This is a genomic window from Streptomyces hyaluromycini (assembly GCF_002217755.1).
Taxonomy (GTDB): domain Bacteria; phylum Actinomycetota; class Actinomycetes; order Streptomycetales; family Streptomycetaceae; genus Streptomyces; species Streptomyces hyaluromycini.
On sequence record NZ_BCFL01000020.1, the window covers coordinates 19648 to 40276 of the forward strand.

Here is a 20629-nt window from a genome sequence, read left to right on the forward strand (position 1 = left end):
ATCGCGTGGTCACGCGGTCTCGGTGCTCGTCCGGGTCCGAGCCGATCTTGATGGAGGCCGAGGATCCCGGGAGCAGCACGGTGCCCGCACTGGGACTCTGCGAGCTGACCCGGTTGACGTTGTCGCAGTCGACGGCGCTGCCGACGCTGCCGAGGACGCATCCGGCGGCCGAGAGCGCCCTGGCCCGCCGCGGACTTCCCGAGGACCGCACCGGCATCCAGGGGCTGAGCGGCTGGTACGTCCACGACGGCGCCGGCACCCACGACTGGCTGCTCGCGAAGTGGTTCGGGATGAGGACGGTGCGGAGAGGTACGCCGGCCGCACCGGCTACGCCGCCCCGTCCGGCCCTTCAGACCGCCGGTGAACACCCACGAGCCGCTCTCGCGCAGCTCCTCGTTGAACCGGTGCAGGTCGGTCGCGATTTGAGCCATGCCATGGCCCCGGGGTCGGCCACGGCTTCGGGCCGGTGGACAGAGAGCAGGTACTTCCGCTTGATTCCTGCTTCACCGGCGGGTGTAGTGGGCGATGATCACGCCCTTGGTGGTGGTGACGCTGCTGGTGAGCTCGAATTCGGTCAGCGGGGCGGGGCCCTCGAACAACCGCGTGCCGGTGCCCAGGGCGAGCGGGTGGATCAACAGGGTGTAGTTGTCGACCAGGCCGGCGGCATGCAGGTCGCGGACCAGCGCCACGCTGCCGATGATCGTCAGATCGTTGCCCGGCTCGGTCTTGAGCTTGGCCACCGTCTCGGCGGCCTCGCCGGGCAGCAGGATCGAGTTCTGCCATGCGTCGGCGTTCTCCAGCGTCCTGGACACGACGTACTTCGTGGCCGCGTTCATGTGCGTGGTGAACGGGTTCCCGTCCGTGGCATTGCCCCAGGCGGTGATGAAGTCCGTCCAGGTCCGGTGTCCGAACAGCATGTCCGTGGGCCTGGCCATGCCTTTGCCCATCTCGCGGCCCATCACCTCGTCGTTGTACTTCCCGCCCCAGCCCCCGTGGGTGAAGCCACCGCGGGTGTCCTCATCCGCACGGCCCAGGCCCTGGACAACTCCGTCGAGGGTGATGGACAACGTGGCATTGATCGAGCGCATGACATGCCCCTCTGCTTCTGCGGACCGCTCCTCCGCGGCCCAGTCACCCCCTACACGAACGGCCACCGGCCAAATCGACACCTGCACCGAACTTTCCTGCTCACCAAACCCACCACGCGGACGGCACCACACAACCGGAGCGGGCCGCGGCCCGCGCTGCCCGGCATCCGGTGCGTCCGCAGGGCGGTGGTCGACGGCGGTACGGTGATCGCGAAGTGCCGGCGGCGATCCTGTTCGTGGCCACGACGGGCTGTACGCCTGGCGGCAACTGCCGCCGGTCTTCGGTCCGTCCGGGCCGACCGCGCACCGCCGGTTCACCGAGTGGAGCCGGGCCAGGGTGTGGGGCATGCTTCAGCGCCTGGTCCTGGACGAACTCGGCGCTCGCGGGGAGTTGGGCTGGTCGTGGTGCGCGATCGACTCGGGGAACATGCGGGCCCTCCAAGGGGGACCTGAACAGTCACGGCAGCCAGGGAATCGAACCCCTCGTGCGCGGCATCCCGTCCCTCCGCTCCCGCCGCGGACCGCGTCGCCGCCATCCTCATCTGCTACCCGGCGTATGGGTGGGTGAGCCGGTTCATGCGACTCCGAGGAACCCCGGATTAGCGCCGTCGAACCGAAGGCACGAGTTGCGGCTCAGGCTCAGGAGTTCCGCCATGGGCACCGCACGACGGCCGGCCGCCGGCAGATCCCGGCGGGCCTCGGGCGGCCGCGATGGCGGGAAGAGCGACAGCCCCTGCCGGGCATTGAGCACAGAGACTTCGTCGCGCCAGCCGTCCCACCGCAGGCCCTCATAGAACTCCTGGAGCCCTCCGGAGAGAGAATCCAGGACAGCCATGAGGCCCCAGGTTCCCGGGCGCTCGTCCCGGCGCCGAACGAGCAGCAGTGGGGGCTCGGGCCATATCTGTCATGTTCACATCTTGACGGTCTTGGTATAGACCTTTTACCTTCCCGGTGTCAGGTCGTCCTGGCGTGCGTCCTGTCGGTGTCCACCGCACCTGCATGCCACCTCGGAAAGGCTTCCCACCCCCCATGGCTGCTCGCTCTTCCTTCCTCACCACCGCGTTACGCGGTACTCCTGTCATAGCCCTGCTGGCCTTGTCGCTCGGCCCGTTGACCGCGGCACCGGCGGCCGCGGCGACCGGCACGGTCACGGGCCTCGCCGGCAAGTGCCTCGACGTCGCCGGCGCCGGCACTGCCGACGGCACCCCGGTGCAGCTCTACGACTGCAACGGCACCAGCGCCCAACAGTGGACCCCGGGCGCCGACAACACCTTGCGCGCCCTGGGCAAATGCCTCGACGTCACCGCCAACTCCACCGCCGACGGGGCCAAGGTCCAGCTGTGGTCCTGCACCGGCGCCGCCAACCAGCAATGGACCGTCACCGCCGCCCACGACATCGTCAACCCCGCCGCGAACAAGTGCCTCGACGTCACCGACCGTTCCTCGGCGAACGGTGCGCGGATCCAGATCTGGACCTGCACCGGCGCCGACAACCAGAAGTGGAACGCTCCCGCGCAGCAGACCGGCGAACAGTGCTGGGCCACGCACTACGGCCCCCAGCCGCCCGGCGCCCTGACCGCCAGCGGCGAGGTCTTCGACAACGACGCCGACACGGCCGCCACCTCCCTCTCCCGCCAGCCCCAACTGCCCTTCGGCACGCGTGTTCTGGTCACCAACGTCGCCAACGGCCGGTCCCTGACCGTTCGGGTCAACGACCGCGGCACGTTCGTCCAGACCCCGCAGGAACCCAAGTGCCTCGATCTGACCGACGGCGCGTTCAGCCGGCTCGGCGGCGTCCTCGACCCCGACGCCGGACACATCGTCGTGACCCAGCAGGTCCTCGGCTGAGACGTCTGCCTTCACAGGCCGCAGGCGGGTCACACAGCACTCCCCCCCTCGTTTCACCTCAGGAGGAGTTCCCGTGCGCCTTTCTCGCTGTCCGGCCGGCCAGGCCGCCTACTACGGCCGCGGTCCCATCCAGCTCAGCTGGAACTTCAACTACAAGGCGGCCGGGGACGCGCTCGGCATCGACCTGCTCGACAACCCCTGGCTGGTGCAGAACGACTCGGCCGTCGCCTGCAAGACCGGCCTGTGGTACTGGAACACCCAGAGCGGCCCCGGCACGATGACCCCCCACAACGCCATGGTCAACGGCGCCGGCTTCGGCCAGACCATCCGCTCCATCAACGGCTCCCTGGAATGTGACGGCCGCAACCCGGCCCAGGTCCAGAGCCGCGTCGACGCCTACCAGCGTTTCACCTCGATCCTCGGCGTCACCCCCGGCGCCAACCTCTACTGCTGACCACCTCCGCGTGCTCGTGGAGACGGCCGGGCGTACAGCTGCCCGGCCGTCTCCGGGGGGTAGGGCTGTCAACTCCCCCGCCGACGGCTCAGGTCGGCAGCTTCCAGTTCTGTGCCGCCGTGCCGTTGCAGGTGTACAGCTGAAGCTGGGTGCCGTTCGTCGTCGAGGAGTTGGGGTCGTCCAGGCACAGCCCCGACTCGGGGTTGACCAGCGACCCGTTGGTACCGGCGGCCCACTGCTGGGCGCCGGTGCCGTTGCAGGCCCACAGCTGGATCAGCGTGCCGTTGGTGGTCCCGCTGTGATCGGCGTCCAGACACTTGCCGAGAGCCCGGACGGTTCCGTCGCCGGCGATGATCCAGTCCTGGGCATAGGTGCTGTTGCAGCCCCAGATCTGGACGTGGGTGCCGTCGGAGGTGCCGGAGGACGCGTCGTCCACGCAGAGGGTCGAGGCCACCGAGGAGGTGAGCGGACCGACGCGCGGCGAGGCCGGTGCGGTGGTGTCACCCGCGTAGGAGGGAGGTGCCGCGGTGGCCGCGGTCGCCCATGACGTGTTGGCGCTGGTGCCCAGTGTGAAGTCGAGCGTGCCGCCGGACGTGATCGCCGTGGTGGGGGCGTAGGCGTTGTTCCACGCCGTACCGTTCCACGCCGCGGACTGGACGTAGGGGGCGTTGTCGGCCGCGCCGTTGCCGTTGACCGTCAGCGTCCCACCCGAGGGAAGGGTGACCACGGCCTGGGTGAACAGCGGTGAGCCGAGGGCGAGGTCGGAGGTGCCGGGTGTCTCGGGGAACATGCCGAGCGCCGACCACACGTACCAGGCGCTCATCGCGCCGAGATCGTCGTTGCCGTCGGCCAGGCCGCCCGGGGTGTTCGACCAGATCTGGTCCTGGACCGCCCGCACCGTGCCCTGCGTCTTGTAGGGCTGCCCCGTGTAGTCGTACTCCCACGGGAGCTCGATGCTCGGCTCGTTGCCGACCCAGGCGTAGCCGCCCGCGCCGGTGTAACTGCGCAGCACGGTGTCCAGGTAGTGGTTCATCGCCGTGTTGCCGCCCTTGGCGTGCGCCAGGCCGCCGATGTTGAAGGGAACCATGCCGGTGTAGATCCACGAGTCGGCCTCGACCATGTCGGTGCCGCTGGTGGGGTCGAAGCCCCCGGTCCACGAGCCGCTCGCGTTGCGGGGTTCCACGAAACCGGAGGCGGGGTTGAGCACGTTGCGCCAGTCCTGGGCGCGGTTGGCGTACGTCTTCTGGTCGGTGGTGTCGCCGAGTGCTCCGGCCATCGCGGAGAGCGCGAAGTCGGCGGTGTCGTACTCCAGGGTGGTGGCCACCGGGCCGTAGAAGTTGCAGCAGCCGTAGCTGCCGTCGTGCGGCATGTATCCCGGCGAGTTCAGGTAGGCGAGGCCGGGCCGGTCGTTGTTGGTGGTGCTCGCCTGTCTGACCATGTCGGCCAGGGCGGTGGTGGTGTCGAAGTTCCGGGCGCCGAAGGCGTAGTAGTCGGCGATGATGGCGTCCGCCGGGTCACCGACCATGACGTACGACTCGCCGTTGTTCTCCGACCACTTGGGGAAGATGCCGGTCTGCGCGTAGTCGTCGACCATCGACTGCGCGGTGTCGGAGGCGACCTGGGGGGCGATGAGGGCTTCGAGCTGGGCCTGTGAGCGGTAGATGTCCCAGCCGGAGTAGTTCGCGTACACCGCGCTGTGGCCGGCGTCCACGGTGTGCGTCTTGCCGTCGAAGCCGTAGTACTGGCCGTTGCTGTCGCTGATCACATTCGGGTGCAGCAGCGAGTGGTAGAGCGCCGTGTAGAAGCTCTGCTGCTGCGCGGCCGTCCCGCCGGCGATCTGCACCCTGCCGAGCGTGCTGTTCCACGCGTTCTGTGCGGCGGTGCGGGTCGCGTCGAAGTCCCAGCCGGTGTTCTCCGCGGTCCGGTTGGCGACCGCGTTCGCGACCGACACGTAGGAGATGCCGACCTTGGCCTGCACGACCGGGTTGCTCGTGGTGTTGAAGGTGACGTAGCCGTTGGAGGCGGCGGCGTCGGGAGCAGCGCTGCTCTTGGTGGTCTGCGTGGACTTCGGGTCCGCGGTGCTGGGGTTCTTGCCGTGCAGTACCGGCTTGTTGGGCTTCTCGGCCGCGTTCTTCGACGCCTTGGGCGGCGCAGAGGATGTCGCGGTCGACGCCTTGGCGAGCGAGCTGCCCTGCGAGGCGAACGGCTGGTCGAAGACCATGTCGAAGTACACGGTGTACGTGTTTCCCGCGCCGCAGAAGTGGCCGCTGGTGACCTGCCCGCTCACCTCTGTGCTCGACACCTTGGTGAACTGGGTGGAGCTGGCACCGTTCTGACTGCCCGTCAACTTGAAGATCAGGTTGGCCTGGCTGGTGGAAGGGAAGGTGAAGCGGGCCATGCCGCTGCGTGTCGTGGTGGTCAGCTCGGTGGTCACCTGGTTGTCGAGCGCGACCTTGTACGACCCGGCGGACGCCGACTCGCCGGCGTGCGAGAACGTGTCCGAGGCACCGGTGTTCACGGCTCCCACCGTGGGCAGCACCGGTATGTCACCGGCCGCGCCGCAACCGGGTCCGGCGATGTGGGTCAGGCTGAAACCGGTGACAGACGAGTCGTTGTACTCGTAGCCCCCGCCGTCGGGGCGCGAGGGCGTGTCCGGGCTCCACTGCACCATGCCGAACGGGACGTCGGCCCCCGGGAAGTCGTCGGCCTGGTTCGACGTTCCGATGAACGGATTGACGAGCGTCGCCGGCGAGGTGACGAGCGCGGCTTTCCCGGCCGCCCACGCGGGCGTGCACAGTCCGGCCGCGGCCAGTGCCGCGGCGGCGAGGAGACCGATCGCCGCGGTTCCGGGAGGTCTGGACAGTCGTGTGATCACGGGGTTTGCTCCTCTACTCGGAAGTGGAGGTCCGACAACGTTGTCCTCGCGTCGAGAACGCGACCCCGGGGTGATGAGCGGCGCGTCGAGATGTCTTGATCACCAAAGGCTGACAACGTTGTCCAACCGTGGAGATGAGGTACCTGGGGTGCGAACGCTTCGATGGGACCCTGGGCTGCGGGCGCCCAAGGAGCAGAGCGGGAACTCTTCCGTGAAGCTAGCCACAAGGCAGGGGCATGTCAACGACTGCAGCGGAGAGGGTCACCATGGGCGTCACAGACGGCATCAGACCCCGAGGGACGCCGCCGCGACCGTCCGAGGAACAGATGCAGGGAGCCGTACATGATCGACGTCGTCTTCGGAGTTGACGTTGGCACCTCCAGCACCAAGGGCGTGGTGGTCGACGCCGCCGGCCGCATCCTGGGCGAGGCGGTACGCGGTCACGTGGTCGACCGGCCCCGGCCGGGGCACGTCGAGATGGACGCACAGGTGTGGTGGGACGAGTTCGTCTCGCTGGCGGCCGAACTGCTCGACCGCGACGACATCACCGTCCGGGCCGTCGGCGTCAGCGGCATGGGCCCGTGCACCCTCCTGGTCGACGACGCGGGAGAGCCGGTGCGCCCGGCGGTGCTGTACGGCGTGGACACCCGCGCCGAAGATCAGATCACGCGGCTGAACCGGGAGTTGGGGCCGGACACGATCTTCCGCAGGTGCGGGTCGGCGCTGTCGTCCCAGGCCGTCGGGCCGAAACTCGCCTGGATCCGCGAGCGGGAGCCCGAGGTGTGGTCACGGGCCCGCCGCCTCCTCATGCCCGCGTCGTGGCTCGCCCACCGGCTGACCGGCGCCTATGTGCTGGACCTGCATTCCGCCAGCCAGTGCACCCCGCTGTTCGACATCCACGAGCAGCAGTGGATCCCCGAATGGGCCGAGCACATCGCACCCGGCGTCGAACTCCCCCCGCTGCGCTGGCCGGGCCAGGAGGCCGGCCGGGTGAAGACGCCCGTCGCGGGCATCCCGGCCGGAACACCGGTCATCGTGGGGACGATCGACGCCTGGAGCGAGGCCATCAGCGTCGGCGGTCACGGCGTCGGCGACCTGATGCTGATGTACGGCACCACGATGTTCCTGGTGAACACCGTCGACCGGCTCGTGACCAGCCCGTCGATGTGGTCCACGGTCGGCGCCCTGCCCGGCACCCGTTGCCTGGCCGGCGGCATGGCCACCTCCGGAGCCGTCACCGACTGGCTGGGGCACCTCTTCGGCGACGTCGGCCCCGGCGTGCTGTTCGACGAGGCGGCCGCCTCGCCCCCGGGTGCGAACGGCCTGGTGATGCTGCCGTACTTCGCCGGGGAACGGACACCCGTCATGGACCCCGACGCCCGGGGCGTGATCGCGGGCCTGACGCTGGGTCACACCCGGGGCGACCTGATGCGGGCGGCGCTGGAGGCCACCGCCTACGGTGTCCGGCACAATGTCGAGACGATGCTCGCGGCCGGCGCCGACATCCGGCGGATCGTCGCGGTCGGCGGCGGTACCCGGGGCGGGCTGTGGCCTCAGATCGTCAGCGATGTCACCGGTCTCGAACAGATCGTCGCCCGCACGACCATCGGTGCCAGCTACGGTGCCGCCTTCCTCGCCGCCGGGCTGATCGGCCGACCGGACATCACGGCCTGGAATCCGCCGGAATCGGTGGTCCGGCCCGATCCCGCCGACGCGGCTGTCTACGATCGCCGGTTCACCCAGTACCGGGTCCTGTACGAGAGCACCACCGCGGTCACCCACGCCCTGGCCCACGACCAGAACACCGGCTGTGAAGAAGACGGCCCGTGACGTCGCCCGGGCCCGGTCCGCTCTTGGGCGCGAGGTCTAGAGCTCCTCGACGAAGTAGGGCTCGACGGTCATCCAGCCGTTGCCCGAGGCGCCGTTCAGCCGGCCCGAGGAGCTCTGGGCGAGGGTGTACCAGGACTCCACGTAGTCGGGGTCGTCGGTGAACCAGCTGTCGGGAATCGCGCTCAGGACCGCGTTCACCAACGGGATGTAGGTGCCCTGGTCGGTCACGGTGAGCAGCGCCGTGGTGATCGCCTGCGCCAGCGCACGGTAGTTGGTGCCGTCGTCGTCCTCCATCATGACGACGTCGGCCAGGTTGTACTTGTAGTTCGACCAGTTGACCAGGATCTGGTTCGGGTAGTAGATGGTGCCGTCGTAGTCCAGGTAGGGCATGTCCACCGAGTCGACGCGCGCCGTGCCGTCCTGCCCGAAGCCGGTCACCAGCGAGAACATCTCGGCGGCGCCCTTGAACCAGGGCTCCTGGTCGTCGTTCACCTCGACGGCCGTGACCTTGGTCGCCCACCAACCCGCCGCGCTCGCGGTGCCGGCGCTGTTCGCCGCCTTCGACGGCAGGGAGGTCAGCCCCTTGTCGGCGAAGGCCTTCTGCAGCACCTTCAGGCCGGCCCGGTGGGCCTTGGTGACGTCGATGTCCAGGACGTACAGCGGGCGGTCGGGGACGCGCGCGGTGCCGACGGAGTGGGCGTGGCCCTCACTGTCGTACGCCGTGATGTTCCTGGCGTCGTCGTCGGCCGCGGCAACGGCGATCCAGGGGGTGGCCTGGGCGTCCAGGTGCGACCGCATGGACGGCGCGCCCAGCCGGACGCGCAGCAGCGACCCGGTCGACGCGGGCAGGCCCTTCAGGCCCGCGATGCGGCGGTCCGCGGCAGCGACGGAAGCGAGCAGGTTCCTGCCCTCCGGAGCCGCGGTGCTGCCCGCCAGTGCCTGGAGGTCCACGTCCTCGGCGCCGAGCGCGGCCGCACGGACCTGCTGGCGCCACTGCGGGTCACGCAGCGAGGCGGACAGCGCCCGCGCGATCTCCTGCTCTGTCGACCGCACCGGAGACCGCCGGAACGGGGTGGCCTGGTCCCCCGCGTCCCGCACCGGCGCGGCGATCGCCGGCTGGACGGTGCCGCCGATGACCGCGGACAGCATCACGCCGATGAAGATGCCGCGTCTCTTGCCTGATCTGCTCATCATGCTCCTCGTGTTGTCGGTCGCCGCCGCGCCCACGGTGAACGGGCGGCCGTCCTAGGGGTGTTGGAGGCTCGCATTGTCCTGCGCATGACAAATAAGAGAGCCCGGGATGAACGGACATCCGCGGGGAGCCGGTGGGCTCGGGTCGTGGCCGGGGAGCGCGGCTACCGGGGGCTGTCGGCGGCCGGGCGTCCGCGCGGACTGCCCAGCGAACCGAGCATGATCTTCTCGGTGGCGGCCAGATAGGTCTCCGCCGCGCGCCGCGCCTCCTCGCCGTCCCGGCCGACCACGGCCCGTACCACCGGCGCGAGCCGGTCCGTCGCCCGCGCCGCGTCCTCGAACGGCGCGCGCAGAGCGGCCCGTACCGGAAGGTAGGCGTTGAACAGCGTGTTCGTGAGGAGCAGATAGACCCGGTTCCCGGTGGCCCGCGCCAGTTCGCGATGCACTTCCACGTCGGCGAGCTGGACGGCGTCGGCGTCCGGGCCGTCCGCGACCTGACGCAGCAGGTGTTCCAGCCGCCGGGCCTGTCGTTCCGTGCGCCGGTCGGCCGCGCGGCCGGCGATCAGGGTGCCGATCTGCCGCCGTACCTCGAAGACCTCGCGCAGCCATGTGGGGTCCTGTGCGGCCAGCATCGGAAGCAGGTCGGCGCCGCCGACCCGCAGGTAGTCCAGGATGCGCGTGCCGATGCCGTGCCGGGTGCTCAGCAGTCCCGCCTGCTCCAGCCGGGTCAGCGCGTGCTTCAACGTCGTACGGGTGACGCCGTATCCGGCGGCCAGCTCCCGCTCGGGGGGCAGCAGGGATCCGGGTTCGTGCGTGCCGCTCAGGATGTCGTCACGCAGCCGTGCTTCCAGCAGGTCGACCACGGTTCGGCGCGGAATGCTCTCGACGGCCACGGAGGATCTCCCAGGCTTCGGTCAGTCAGTGGTTCTGCGGCTCACTGGTCCAGTGGCTGAGCCACTGGACCAGTGAAGCAGCCCCCCGACCGCGCCGTCAATTGCCTGATGGCGCAGAGCAGTTGCGCGCGGTCGGGGCGGCGTCATCGAGGGCCGTCGAGCAGCACGACGTGGACCAGGTAGGGAAGTACCTCGTTGACGCGGGGATCTTGGTCGAGCAGTACCGCGACCGGGGTGCGGCCCTGGGCGCGCAGGGCGTCGAGTGGCCGGGACCAGTGCACGCGGGCGGACGGTTCGGCTCCGGGCGGCGGGAGTTCCTGGTCCGGGCCGATCGCGGGCAGTGGGCGTGGGCCGCGGTCCTCGGCGGCGGTCAGGGCACGCAGGGCGCGTGCGGTGGCACGGCGGACGGCCTCGGCGCGGGTGGCGCCGGTGGCGACGACCGTGTCCGGGCGGGGGCCCACCCGGACCGCGCAGCCGGGCAGGGACAGCAGGCCGGACAGGTCGTGGGCGACGGGTTCGCCCGCCGCGTAGAGCGGTTGTGACGCGGCCGTGGCGCGCTTCGCGCAGTCGTTGGCGGAACATCGGCCGTCGCACAGGCCCGCGAGGCACAGGCGCGGCACTCGGGTGCCGGGCTCGGCGAGGCGCCGGGCCAGCAGCGCCTCGCAGTGCGCGGTCATGCCGGCTTCCAGGGCACCCACCCAGGTGAGGCCCGCCGCCACTCCCACCGGGGGGTGCCCCGGTGGGCCGGCCGGGACGGCCAGTCGCTCGGCGGGCACCCGGCGCAGGACGCCGGTGTCCAGGTCCAGCCCCCACACGGTGGACCTAGGAGGGACCGTGCCGAGGCAGGACCGGCCGGCCAGGTGTCCCGCCAGCGCGGCCAGCAGTGTGTTCAGGTCCTCTTCGTCGCCAACGGTCCGGGGCGCCCGGTCCCCGGTGACTGCGGACGGCAGCAGGGCCGCCGCCCGGTCGATCAGTTCCCCGGCGTCCGCCGCCGCCCCGGCCGCCCGGGACACGAAGGCGGCCCGCGCCTCCTTCTCGGTGGGAGGGTGGGTGAACTCCTCGGTAGTCATGCCTGGTCGTTCCTCTCCGGGCTCCCCCGTCGGAGACCCTCATCGGTCGATGAAACCGGGAGGCGATCTACAGCGGATGGACGCTCGATCCCGCCACCTGACCGGTACCCGGGTGTCCGCCGCATATCAGCCGAGTGCCGGACGGTCGCGGATCTCGAGCGTGCAGCACTTCACACTGCCGCCGCCCTTGAGCAGTTCGGACAGGTCGAGGCCGAGGGGTTCGAAGCCGCGTTCACGCAGGCGCCGTGCCACCCCGGCGGCCGACTCGGGCAGGATGACGTGCCGGCCGTCGCTGACAGCGTTGAGGCCGAAGTGCTCGGCGTCGGCCTCGTCGACCACGATCGCGTCGGGGTACAGGCGCCGCAGGACGGCCAGGCTGTGCGGGGCGAAGGCGCCCGGGAAATACATGATCTCGTCGTCGTCGAGGACGGTCAGGGCCGTGTCGAGGTGGTAGAAACGCGGGTCCACCAGTTCCAGGCCGACGACCGGGCGGCCGAGGAACGCCTGCGCCTCAGCGTGGCTCTCGGGGGTGCTGCGAAAGCCCGTGCCGGCGAGCAGCCGGTCGCCGGCGAGCAGGAAGTCGCCCTCGCCCTCGTTGACGTGGACCGGGTCGTGCACCCGGTAGCCGCGGTCGCGGAACCACTCCAGGTAGGCCGGTCCCTCGGCCGCCCGCTCGGCGTCGCGGAACCTGGCTCCGAGGACCCTGCCGTCCACCACCGTGGCGCCGTTCGCCGCGTACACCATGTCGGGGTAGCCGGGCAGCGGGTCGACGAGCTCGACATGGTGGCCGAGCCGGCGGTGCAGGGCGAGGAGCTGTTCCCACTGGGTGACGGCGAGTTCGGTGTCCACCGGCTTGGCGGGGTCCATCCAGGGGTTGATCGAGTAGGTCACCTCGAAGTGGGTCGGGCGGCACATCAGGTAGTGCCGGGGGCGGGCGGAACGCTGGGCGCGGAGTTCCATGGCGGTCATCAGGTCATCAGTCCTTACGGCATCCGGGGAAGGTCGCGGAGGGTGCGCAGGGGGCTCGCGAGCAGGGCGAGGGCGGCGGTCAGCAGCACGGCGGACATGATCCAGATGGTGGGTCTGCTGCCCACGGCGCCGCCCAGCCAGCCGCCGAGCAGGGCGCCGACCGGGATCGCCCCGTAGTTGACGGTCGACGCGCTCGCCCGGACCCGGCCGAGCAGGTGGGAGGGGCAGTACGTCTGGTAGAAGCCGGCGACGATGACGTTGCCCGCGACCACACCGCACACCGCGACGCCCCAGGCCAGGGCGCTCACCATGAGCGGCAACTGCCGTCCCGCGAAGGGCAGCAGGAAGATGAACGGCGCCACGACCAGCATGCACAGCAGCAGTCCGCGGGCGGTGCCGAACCACCGGGCGATCCGGCCGGCGACGGCCGCCCCGGCCAGGCCGCCGACGCTCACCACCGCGAACACGGTGCCGACGGCGCCCGGTCGGAGACCGACGTCCCGGACGAGGAAGACGGTCTGTACGGCCTGGATGCCGTTGAGGGCCAGATTGGCGAGGGCGCCGAAGCCCGCCAGCGTCCGCAGGTACGGGTCACGGGCCACGAACCGGACGCCTTCGGCGATCTCCCGCCGGAGCGCTCTGCGCTGCGAGGGCTCCGGCGGAGTCTCCCGTACGTCGACCCCGCCGAGGCAGAGCGCGGAGACCAGGTAGGTCGCCGCGTCGAGGAAGACCCCGGTGACCGCGCCGAGGGCCTGGGTGACCAGGCCCGCCACGCCGGGTCCGGCGACGTCCGCCGCCGATTCGGCGCCGTGCAGCTTCGCGTTCGCCTCCAGCATGTCGTCGTCGGCCACGAGCGCGGGCAGCAGCGCTGTGTAGGCGGTGCTGAAGAACACCTTCGCCGCGCCGGAGAGCAGGGCGACGAGCACGACCTGGGCGAGGGTGAGTACGCCCAGCCAGGCGGCCACGGGAACGCTCCCGAACAGGACCAACAGCGACAGGTCGCAGACCAGCATGGTCCTGCGGCGGGGCCAGCGGTCCACCCAGGCGCCGGCCGGGAGCCCGATGAGCAGCCACGGCGTCCAGGCCGCCGCGGTGAGCACGCCCATCATGAAGGGGGAGGCGTGCAGCGTGACCACCGCCACCAGGGACAGGGACACATGGCCGACCGCGGTGCCCAGGCCGCTCGTGCTCTCGCCGAGCCACAGCCTGCGGAAGTTCCGTTCGGACCACAGGCCCAGGCGGCCGCGGGCGGGCCGCTCGTCCTCCCGTTCGGGCGAGGCGGGATCGGCGTACGCGCGGCTCATCGGTGCTCTCCCGGCTGTGCGGTGCGGAGTTTCTTGGCGACCGCTTCCGCGATCAGGGCGATCGGACCGGGCCGGGTCATCGCGCCGTGCTCGCAGGCGAGCAGGTCATGTTCGATCAGCCCGGTGACGTACGGCCGCCAGGCGCTCTCGTACGGCCAGTCGGAGGGCTTGTCGAGCGCGGCGCCGATGAACAGGGCGTCGCCCCGGTAGACGGCGGGCACGTGTGCGGCCAGCAGTCGGTCGTGGTCAGCGAAGACCCTGGGCAGGGTGTCGGCGGCGTCTCCCAGCATGGCCCGCAGGGCTTCCGGCACTCCGTCCGTGCCGTCGCCCCGGTCGTCGGTGGCGTAGCCGAGCGAGGCCAGCAGGGCGGCGAGGGGTTCCGGCTGTTCCTCGGGACCCACCGTGTCGTCGGGGCCGGGGGTCGGTGGGTAGCCGTCCAGCAGGATCAGGGAGCCCGTCTCCTCACCGTCCGCCTGGAGCCGTACGGCCATCTCATGGGCGACGACGGCGCCGAAGGACCAGCCGAGCAGGTGGTAGGGGCCGCGGGGCTGGACGGACCGGATGTGCCGAAGGTAGGTCGCGGCCAGCGCGCCGACGCTGTCGGGGGTGGCGCCCCGAAGGCCAGGGGCTTGCAGGCCGTAGACCGGGTGGGCGGCGTCGATGTGGCGCAGCAGACCGGAGTAGACCCAGCTGATGCCGGCTCCCGGGTGCACGCAGAACAGGGGGGTCGCGGTGCCGCCGGTCCGCAGCGGCAGCAGGGTCCCGAGGGAGTCCTGCGGTCCGCGCTCGGTGTCGAGATGGCGGGTGAGTCCGGCCGGGGTGGGGTGTTCGAACAGGGCGCGGATGCCGATCTCCTCCCCCAGTACGGCGCGGATCCGGCTCAGCAGCCGGGTCGCCAGCAGCGAGTGGCCGCCCAGGGCGAAGAAGTCGTCGTCCACCGAGACCGATGCCAGCTCCAGCACCTCGGCGAACAGAGCGCACAGGGTCTCCTCGCGCGGGCTCGCGGGCGCCCGTCCGGCAGCCGTTCCCGCGAAGCGCGGTGCGGGCAGCGCCGCCCGGTCCAGCTTGCCGTTGACGTTCAGGGGCAGCGTCTCCAGCACCGTGACCACCGCCGGGACCATGTACCCGGGCAGCACGCCCGCCGCGAACTCCCGTACGGCGGTGCCGTCCGCCTCGCCGGTCACATAGCCGGCCAGCCGCCCCTCGTGGGCGACGACCACGGCCTGCGTCACTCCGGGGCAGCGGGCCAGCACCGCCTCCACCTCGCCCAGTTCGATGCGGAATCCACGGATCTTGACCTGGTGGTCCGTGCGTCCCAGGTACTCCACTTGGCCGTCCGGGCGGCGGCGCACCAGATCGCCGGTGCGGTACATCCGCTCCCCCGCCGTGAACGGATCGGCCACGAACCGCTCGGCGCTCAGGGCCGGTCGGTTCAGATATCCCCGTGCGATGCCCGCGCCGGCGAGGTACAGCTCGCCTGCCACCCCGGCCGGGACCGGGCGCAGGCCCTCGTCCAGCACATGGGCGCGGGTGTTGGTCAACGGCTTCCCGATCAGCGGGGTTTCGTGGTCCGCGAGCCGGGCGTGGAGGGCGTCGACGCTGTACTCGGTGGGGCCGTAGAGGTTGTGGCCGGTCACTCCGGGGGTCTCGCGCACGGCGGTCCACAGGGCCGGTCCCGCGGCCTCGCCGCCGAGCATCAGGACCGGGAGCCGGCGCCGCTCCAGCAGTCCCTCCTCAAGGAGTTGCTCGGCGTAGGTGGGGGTGACGTCCATGGCGTCGATCCCGGTTTCCTCCACGTAGCGCACCACGGCGGCGGCGTCGCGGCGGCAGTCGTCGTCGAGCAGGTGCAGTTCGTGCCCGGCCACCATCCACAGGATTCCCTCCCAGGAGGTGTCGAAGGACAGCGAGGCGGTCAGCGCGAACCTGAACCGCCGTCCCGGGTGGGCGCGTTCGGCCTCCGCGATGGTGGTCGCCCGGTGGAACGCGTACAGGTTGGCGACGCCCCGGTGCTCGATCACCACGCCCTTGGGGCGGCCGGTCGAGCCGGAGGTGTAGATGAGGTAGGCGGCGTTGCGGGCGCCGGCCCGGTGGGTCACCGGAGCCGGCCCGGTCACGGCGCGGTCCTCGTCCAGCGACAGCCGGGGCAGGCCGTCCAGGATCCGCGGGAGGGGCCAGGCGGTGTGGGTCAGGGCGAGCAGCGGGGCGGTGTCGCGGAGCATGTGGGTCAGGCGGTCGGGCGGGTAGTCGGCGTCCAGCGGGAGGTAGGCGCCGCCCGCCCTGAGCACGGCCAGGATCGCGACGACCGAGTCGGCCGAGCGTTCCAGGGCGAGGGCGACGACCTGTTCGGGGCCGACGCCGACGGCGGCCAGCCGCCGGGCCAGTGCGTCGGCGCGGGCGTCCAGTTCCCGGTAGGTCAGCGAGGTGTCACGGCTGACCAGGGCCACGGCGTCGGGGGTGCGGGCGACCTGCGCCGCGAAGACCTCGGGCAGCAGGGCGGGAGACGCGGGAAGTGCGGTGTCGTTCCAGCGCTCCAGCGCCGTACGGTCGTTCGCCGTCAGGATGTCCAGGCTGCCGACGGCACGGCCGGGGTCCTCGGCGACCTGGCTCAGCACGCTGGTGAGGGCGGTGGTGAGCCGCTCGGCGGTGTCCCGGTCGAACAGGTCGGTGGCGAATTCGAGCGCGCCGCCCAGTGCGGTCGTGGCGCCGTCGGGGCCGTGGCGTTCGGTGACGTTCAGGCACAGGTCGAAGGGGGAGGTCGTGAAGTCGGTGGTCTCGTGCTCGGCGTGTACTCCGGGGAAGGCGATGTCCGCCTCGGTGGTGTTGTCGTAGGCCAGCATCACCTGGAACAGCGGGTTGCGGGCCGGGGAGCGGACCGGGTTGAGCTCTTCCACCAGCCGTTCGAAGGGCACGTCCTGGTGGGCGTAGGCGGCGAGGTCGGCGGTGCGGACCCGGGTCAGCAGCTCGGTGAAGCTCGGGCGGCCCGACAGGTCGGTCCGGAGCACGAGGGTGTTGACGAAGAAGCCGACCAGGTCGTCCAGGGCGCCGTCCGCCCGGCCGGCCACGGGGGTGCCGATGGGGATGTCGTCACCTGCGCCGAAGCGGTGCAGGAGGGTGGCGAACGCGGCCTGGAGGACCATGAACAGGGTGGTGCCGTGTGCGCGGGCCAGTTCGGTGAGCCGGGTGTGGAGGGCGGGGTCGAGTTCGAAGCGGACGGTGTCGCCGCGGTGGCCGGGCACCGCCGGGCGGGGCCGGTCGGCCGGCAGGCTCAGTTCGTCGGGCAGTCCGGCGAGGGCGTTCTTCCAGTAGCCGAGTTGCCGGGTCAGGAGGCTGTCCGGGTCTTGGTCGGTGCCGAGCAGCTCCCGCTGCCAGAGCGCGTAGTCCGCGTACTGCACCGGCAGCGGCCGCCAGTTCGGGGCGGCGCCCGCGCGGCGGGCCCGGTAGGCGGTGGCGAGATCGTCGAACAGGGGGCGCAGGGAGGCGCCGTCGGCGGCGATGTGGTGGACGACCAGGACGAGGATCTGTTCGCCGGATCCGCCGGGTCCCCCGGTTCCGTCGGTTCCGTCGGTCCCGTCGGTCCCGTCGGGGATCAGGTGGGCGTGCACGGGGACGTCCGTGGCAAGGTCGAAGACATGGCCCGCGGCGACGGCGACGGGCAGGGCCGCGACGGTCAGCAGCGGGGCGGGCGGCTCGTCGAGGACGTGCTGGTAGGGGACGCCGCCGACGGTGCGGTAGACGGTGCGCAGGGCCTCGTGGCGGGCGACGACGTCCCGCAGGGCGGCCTCCAGGGCGGTGGTGTCCAGGGCGCCGCGCAGCCGCAGGGCGAGGGAGACGTTGTAGGTGGCGCTGGGGCCCTCGGACTGGCCGATGAACCAGAGCCGCTGCTGGGCGAAGGAGAGCGGCGGCCGCTCCGGCCGGTCGGCAGGGCGGGGCGCCGGGCGGGCCGGAGCACCGGCGGTGCCGTCCGTGAGCCGGTCGGCGAGGCCCGCGGGCGTCGGTGCCTGGAACAGCTCCGCCAGCGGGATCTCGGCGCCCAGGACGGTGCGGATACGGCTGACCAGCCGGGTGGCCGTCAGGGAGTGGCCGCCGAGGGCGAAGAAGTCGTCGTCGACGCCGACCGAGGCGAGGCCCAGCAGTTCGGCGAAGAGGCCGCACAGGATCTCCTCGCGAGGCGTGCGGGGGGCGCGTCCGCCGGCCGGTCCGCCCAGGTCGGGGGCGGGCAGGGCGGCGCGGTCCAGTTTGTCGTTGGCGGTCTGCGGGAGCCGGTCGAGGACCATCACCAGCGGGACCATGTAGCCCGGCAGGGTGTCGGCGGCGTACCGGTGCAACGCGGCCGCCAGGTCCGGCCGTTCGCCCGTGGGCGTGCAGTAGGCGACCAGCCGCTTCTCGCCGTCGTCCGCGCGGACCACCACGGCGACCTGGCCGACGCCCTCGTGCCGGGCCAGTACGGCCTCGATCTCGCCGGGTTCGATGCGGAAGCCGCGGATCTTGACCTGGTGGTCGGTGCGGCCGAGGAACTCGATGGTGCCGTCCGCGCGATGGCGTACCAGGTCGCCGGTGCGGTACATCCGCTCGCCCGGCTCGAACGGGCAGGCCACGAACCTCTCGGCGGTCAGGGCGGGCCGGCCCGAGTAGCCGCGGGCGAGGCCGGCGCCCGCCACGTACAGCTCGCCGTGGACGCCCGGCGGCACCGGGCGCAGGCCGCCGTCCAGGACATAGGCCCGCATGTTGTCGAGAGGCGTGCCGATCGGCACCCGGGCTCCGGCGAGGTCGTCCTCGGTCACCCGGCGGAAGGTGGCGAAGGTGGTGGTCTCGGTGGGGCCGTACCCGTTTCCCAGGACCAGGCCGGGGCAGGCGTCCAGGACCCGTCGCAGCATGGCCGGTGCGGCCGCGTCGCCGCCAGTGGTGACCGCGCGCAGTCCGGCGAGGGAGTGCGGGCTCTCCTCCGCGACGACGTCGAACAGGCCCTTCGTGAGCCATGCCGCCGTCACCGCGTGGCGTTCGATCACCTCGCGCAGGACGGCCGGGTCGAGGTGGCCGGGCGGGGCGACGACGACGGTGCCGCCGGACAGCAGGGGCGTCCAGAGTTCGTAGGTGGCGGCGTCGAAGGCGTGCGGCGAGTGCAGCAGGACGCGGCGGTGGTTCTCGCCGTGCCAGCGGTGGTCGGTGGCGAGGGCGACGACGTCGCGGTGGCGGACCGCGACGCCCTTGGGCAGCCCCGTGGAGCCGGAGGTGTACATCACGTAGGCGAGTTGGTCGGGGTGCGCCGCCGGTGCCTCGAATCCGGGCACGGGCTCGCCCTCGGGCCGCATCACCAGGGCGTCCGGCACGAAGCCCAGGTCGTCGCGGTCCGTCAGGAGCACCGGAGCCCCGGCCTCGGCCAGCACCCGCTCCAGCCGGTCCGCCGGCAGGGAGGCGTGCAACGGCACGTACGCACCGCCCGCCAGCACGATCGCCAGCGTGGAGACCACGACCTCGGCCGAGCGCTCCAGCAGCATCGCCACGGGCGTCTCAGGACCCACGCCCAGCGCGGCGAGCCGGGCCGCGAGGCTCTGCGCACGGGTCTGCAACTGCGCGTAGGTGTAGGTGGCTTCGTCCGACACCACGGCGACGGCGTGCGGGCTGCGCGCGGCCTGCCGGGCGAACGCCTCCGTCAGCGTCCCGTCGCCCGGTACCGGGCGCGCGGTGTCGTTCCACTCCCCCAGGATCCGGGCCCGTTCCTCCTCGCCCAGCAGGTCGTGCCGGCCGACCGGCGCGCCCGGGTCGGCCGTGGCCGCCCTGAGCAGCCGCTCCCAGCGGGCGGCGAACGCCGCGACCGTCCCGGTGTCGAACAGGTCGGCCGCGAACTCGATGGAGCCGGTGATCCCGGCCGGGGTGCCGTCCGGGGCGTGGTTCTCCTCCATTCCGATGTTGAGGTCGAACTTCGCGACCCTGATCCCCAGCGGTTCGGGCGTGAAGTCCAGTCCGTCCGGGGCCGTTTGGCCGTGGGCGGCGTTCTCGTTGTTCTGGAGGACGGCCATCACCTGGAACAGCGGGTGGCGGGCCGTCGAGCGGACCGGGTTGAGCTCCTCCACCAGCCGTTCGAAGGGCACGTCCTGGTGGGCGTGGGCCTCCAGATGGGTCTCCCGGACCCGGGCGAGGAGTTCGGTGAAGGACGGGTCGCCCGAGACGTCGGTGCGCAGCACCAGCGTGTTGACGAAGAAGCCGACCAGGTCGTCGAGGGCCTCCTCCGAGCGGCCCGCCACGACCGAGCCGACCGGCACGTCGGTGCCGCCGCCCAGCCGCGAGATCAGCGCGGCCAGGGCCGCCTGGAGCACCATGAACAGGGTCACCCGGTGCGTGCGCGCCAGGTCGAGGAGGCCGGCGTGCAGGTCCGCGTCGAACCGCAGGGGCAGCGCGTCGGCGCCGGCGCCCAGGGCGCGGGGCCGGGGCCGGTCGGTGGGCAGGGTCAGTTCCTCGGGGAGGGCGGCCAGCTTGCCGCGCCAGTAGTCCAGTTGACGTGCCATCAGGCTGTCCGGGTCGCCGTCGCTGCCGAGCAACTCGCGCTGCCACAGCGCGTAGTCGGCGTACTGGACGGGCAGCGGCTCCCAGTCGGGGGCCCGGCCCGCGCGCCTGGCCGTGTGGGCGGCGGCCAGGTCGCGCAGGAACGGCCCCTTCGACCAGCCGTCACCGGCGATGTGGTGCAGCACGGTCAGCAGCACGTACTCGTCCTGGGCGAGGACGAACACCCGTATACGGACGGGGAGTTCGCCGCGCAGGTCGAAGGGCTTCGCCGCCGCCGCGTCGCGCAGCGCCGGATAGCCGTCGGGGTCGGCCGTGCAGTCGACCACCGTGAAGGAGAGATCCGCCGCCGCCTGCTCGGCGGGCACCACCTGTTGCACGGGGACGCCGGCCACGGCCGGGAAGACCGTGCGCAGCGCCTCGTGCCGGGTGATGACGTCCACGACCGCGGCGCGCAGGGCCGCCGGGTCCGGTGCGCCGCGCAGGCGGACCGCGAACGGCAGGTTGTAGAGCGGGCCAGGCCCTTCGATCTGGTCGGTCAGCCACAGACGCTGCTGCGCGAAGGAAACCGGGATCACGGATCTGTCCTTACGTCACGGGCCACGGGGG

General features: G+C 71.8%; 10 protein-coding genes and 3 pseudogenes. 4 read left to right on the forward strand and 9 right to left on the reverse strand.

Features of this window, described 5'->3' with window-relative positions; translation table 11 throughout:
- Positions 1 to 503: 503 nt before the first annotated feature.
- Entirely contained in the window at positions 504 to 1088 is a 585-nt protein-coding gene (locus tag SSP29_RS56095) for a dihydrofolate reductase family protein (RefSeq protein WP_089102471.1), read from the reverse strand.
- Positions 1089 to 1255: 167 nt separating this feature from the next.
- On the opposite strand from SSP29_RS56095, the pseudogene SSP29_RS21950 reads away from it, so the two are divergent.
- Positions 1256 to 1642: pseudogene (locus tag SSP29_RS21950) on the forward strand (transposase); the annotation flags it as partial.
- Between the two features lie 20 nt (positions 1643 to 1662).
- On the opposite strand, the gene SSP29_RS21955 reads toward SSP29_RS21950, so the two are convergent.
- The gene (locus SSP29_RS21955) at positions 1663 to 1923 is read right to left on the reverse strand and encodes a DUF2625 family protein (RefSeq protein ID WP_150134648.1); all 261 of its coding nucleotides are present in this window, start codon (positions 1921 to 1923) and stop codon (positions 1663 to 1665) included.
- Positions 1924 to 2117: 194 nt separating this feature from the next.
- Between SSP29_RS21955 and SSP29_RS60940 the strand changes: the two genes are divergently transcribed.
- Both SSP29_RS60940 and SSP29_RS21965 read left to right on the forward strand, forming a co-directional pair.
- Positions 2118 to 2936, forward strand: coding sequence for a lectin (locus tag SSP29_RS60940; protein WP_089102472.1), 819 nt, complete (start codon positions 2118 to 2120; stop codon positions 2934 to 2936).
- Positions 2937 to 3024: 88 nt separating this feature from the next.
- Positions 3025 to 3390, forward strand: a pseudogene (locus SSP29_RS21965) (chitinase); the annotation flags it as partial.
- Positions 3391 to 3478: 88 nt separating this feature from the next.
- Here SSP29_RS21965 and SSP29_RS21970 read toward each other — a convergent pair.
- The gene (locus SSP29_RS21970) at positions 3479 to 6265 is read right to left on the reverse strand and encodes a lectin (protein WP_150134651.1); all 2787 of its coding nucleotides are present in this window, start codon (positions 6263 to 6265) and stop codon (positions 3479 to 3481) included.
- Between the two features lie 342 nt (positions 6266 to 6607).
- On the opposite strand from SSP29_RS21970, the gene SSP29_RS21975 reads away from it, so the two are divergent.
- Positions 6608 to 8095, forward strand: a complete 1488-nt coding sequence (locus SSP29_RS21975; protein WP_089102473.1) for an FGGY-family carbohydrate kinase — start codon at positions 6608 to 6610, stop codon at positions 8093 to 8095.
- Positions 8096 to 8131: 36 nt separating this feature from the next.
- Here SSP29_RS21975 and SSP29_RS21980 read toward each other — a convergent pair whose 3' ends face one another.
- The 6 genes and pseudogenes from SSP29_RS21980 to SSP29_RS22005 all read right to left on the reverse strand — a co-directional run.
- Positions 8132 to 9286 carry a DUF3103 family protein gene (locus tag SSP29_RS21980; protein WP_245883166.1) on the reverse strand — a complete coding sequence of 385 codons (1155 nt, stop codon included), beginning with the start codon at positions 9284 to 9286 and terminating at the stop codon, positions 8132 to 8134.
- A gap of 164 nt (positions 9287 to 9450) precedes the next feature.
- Positions 9451 to 10179, reverse strand: coding sequence for a FadR/GntR family transcriptional regulator (locus tag SSP29_RS21985; RefSeq protein ID WP_089102475.1), 729 nt, complete (start codon positions 10177 to 10179; stop codon positions 9451 to 9453).
- 143 nt (positions 10180 to 10322) lie between these two features.
- Entirely contained in the window at positions 10323 to 11249 is a 927-nt protein-coding gene (locus SSP29_RS21990) for a hypothetical protein (RefSeq protein ID WP_089102476.1), read from the reverse strand.
- Positions 11250 to 11375: 126 nt separating this feature from the next.
- Positions 11376 to 12218: a dimethylargininase gene (ddaH, locus tag SSP29_RS21995; protein WP_150134653.1), complete on the reverse strand. Its 843-nt coding sequence runs from the start codon at positions 12216 to 12218 to the stop codon at positions 11376 to 11378.
- A gap of 14 nt (positions 12219 to 12232) precedes the next feature.
- The gene (locus tag SSP29_RS22000) at positions 12233 to 13522 is read right to left on the reverse strand and encodes an MFS transporter (protein ID WP_089102477.1); all 1290 of its coding nucleotides are present in this window, start codon (positions 13520 to 13522) and stop codon (positions 12233 to 12235) included.
- A pseudogene (locus SSP29_RS22005) lies at positions 13519 to 20598 on the reverse strand (amino acid adenylation domain-containing protein); the annotation flags it as partial. The gene SSP29_RS22000 and the pseudogene SSP29_RS22005, both read right to left, overlap by 4 nt.
- Positions 20599 to 20629: the final 31 nt, after the last annotated feature.

What these genes read in the sequence shown, in the direction of transcription:
- SSP29_RS21980 (WP_245883166.1), bottom strand. Translation starts at nt 9,286, where the DNA reads ATGAGCAGATCAGGCAAGAGACGCGGCATCTTCATCGGCGTGATGCTG.
- SSP29_RS56095 (WP_089102471.1), bottom strand. Translation starts at nt 1,088, where the DNA reads ATGCGCTCGATCAATGCCACGTTGTCCATCACCCTCGACGGAGTTGTC.
- SSP29_RS60940 (WP_089102472.1), top strand. Translation starts at nt 2,118, where the DNA reads ATGGCTGCTCGCTCTTCCTTCCTCACCACCGCGTTACGCGGTACTCCT.
- SSP29_RS22000 (WP_089102477.1), bottom strand. Translation starts at nt 13,522, where the DNA reads ATGAGCCGCGCGTACGCCGATCCCGCCTCGCCCGAACGGGAGGACGAG.
- SSP29_RS21975 (WP_089102473.1), top strand. Translation starts at nt 6,608, where the DNA reads ATGATCGACGTCGTCTTCGGAGTTGACGTTGGCACCTCCAGCACCAAG.
- SSP29_RS21955 (WP_150134648.1), bottom strand. Translation starts at nt 1,923, where the DNA reads ATGGCTGTCCTGGATTCTCTCTCCGGAGGGCTCCAGGAGTTCTATGAG.
- ddaH (WP_150134653.1), bottom strand. Translation starts at nt 12,218, where the DNA reads ATGACCGCCATGGAACTCCGCGCCCAGCGTTCCGCCCGCCCCCGGCAC.
- SSP29_RS21990 (WP_089102476.1), bottom strand. Translation starts at nt 11,249, where the DNA reads ATGACTACCGAGGAGTTCACCCACCCTCCCACCGAGAAGGAGGCGCGG.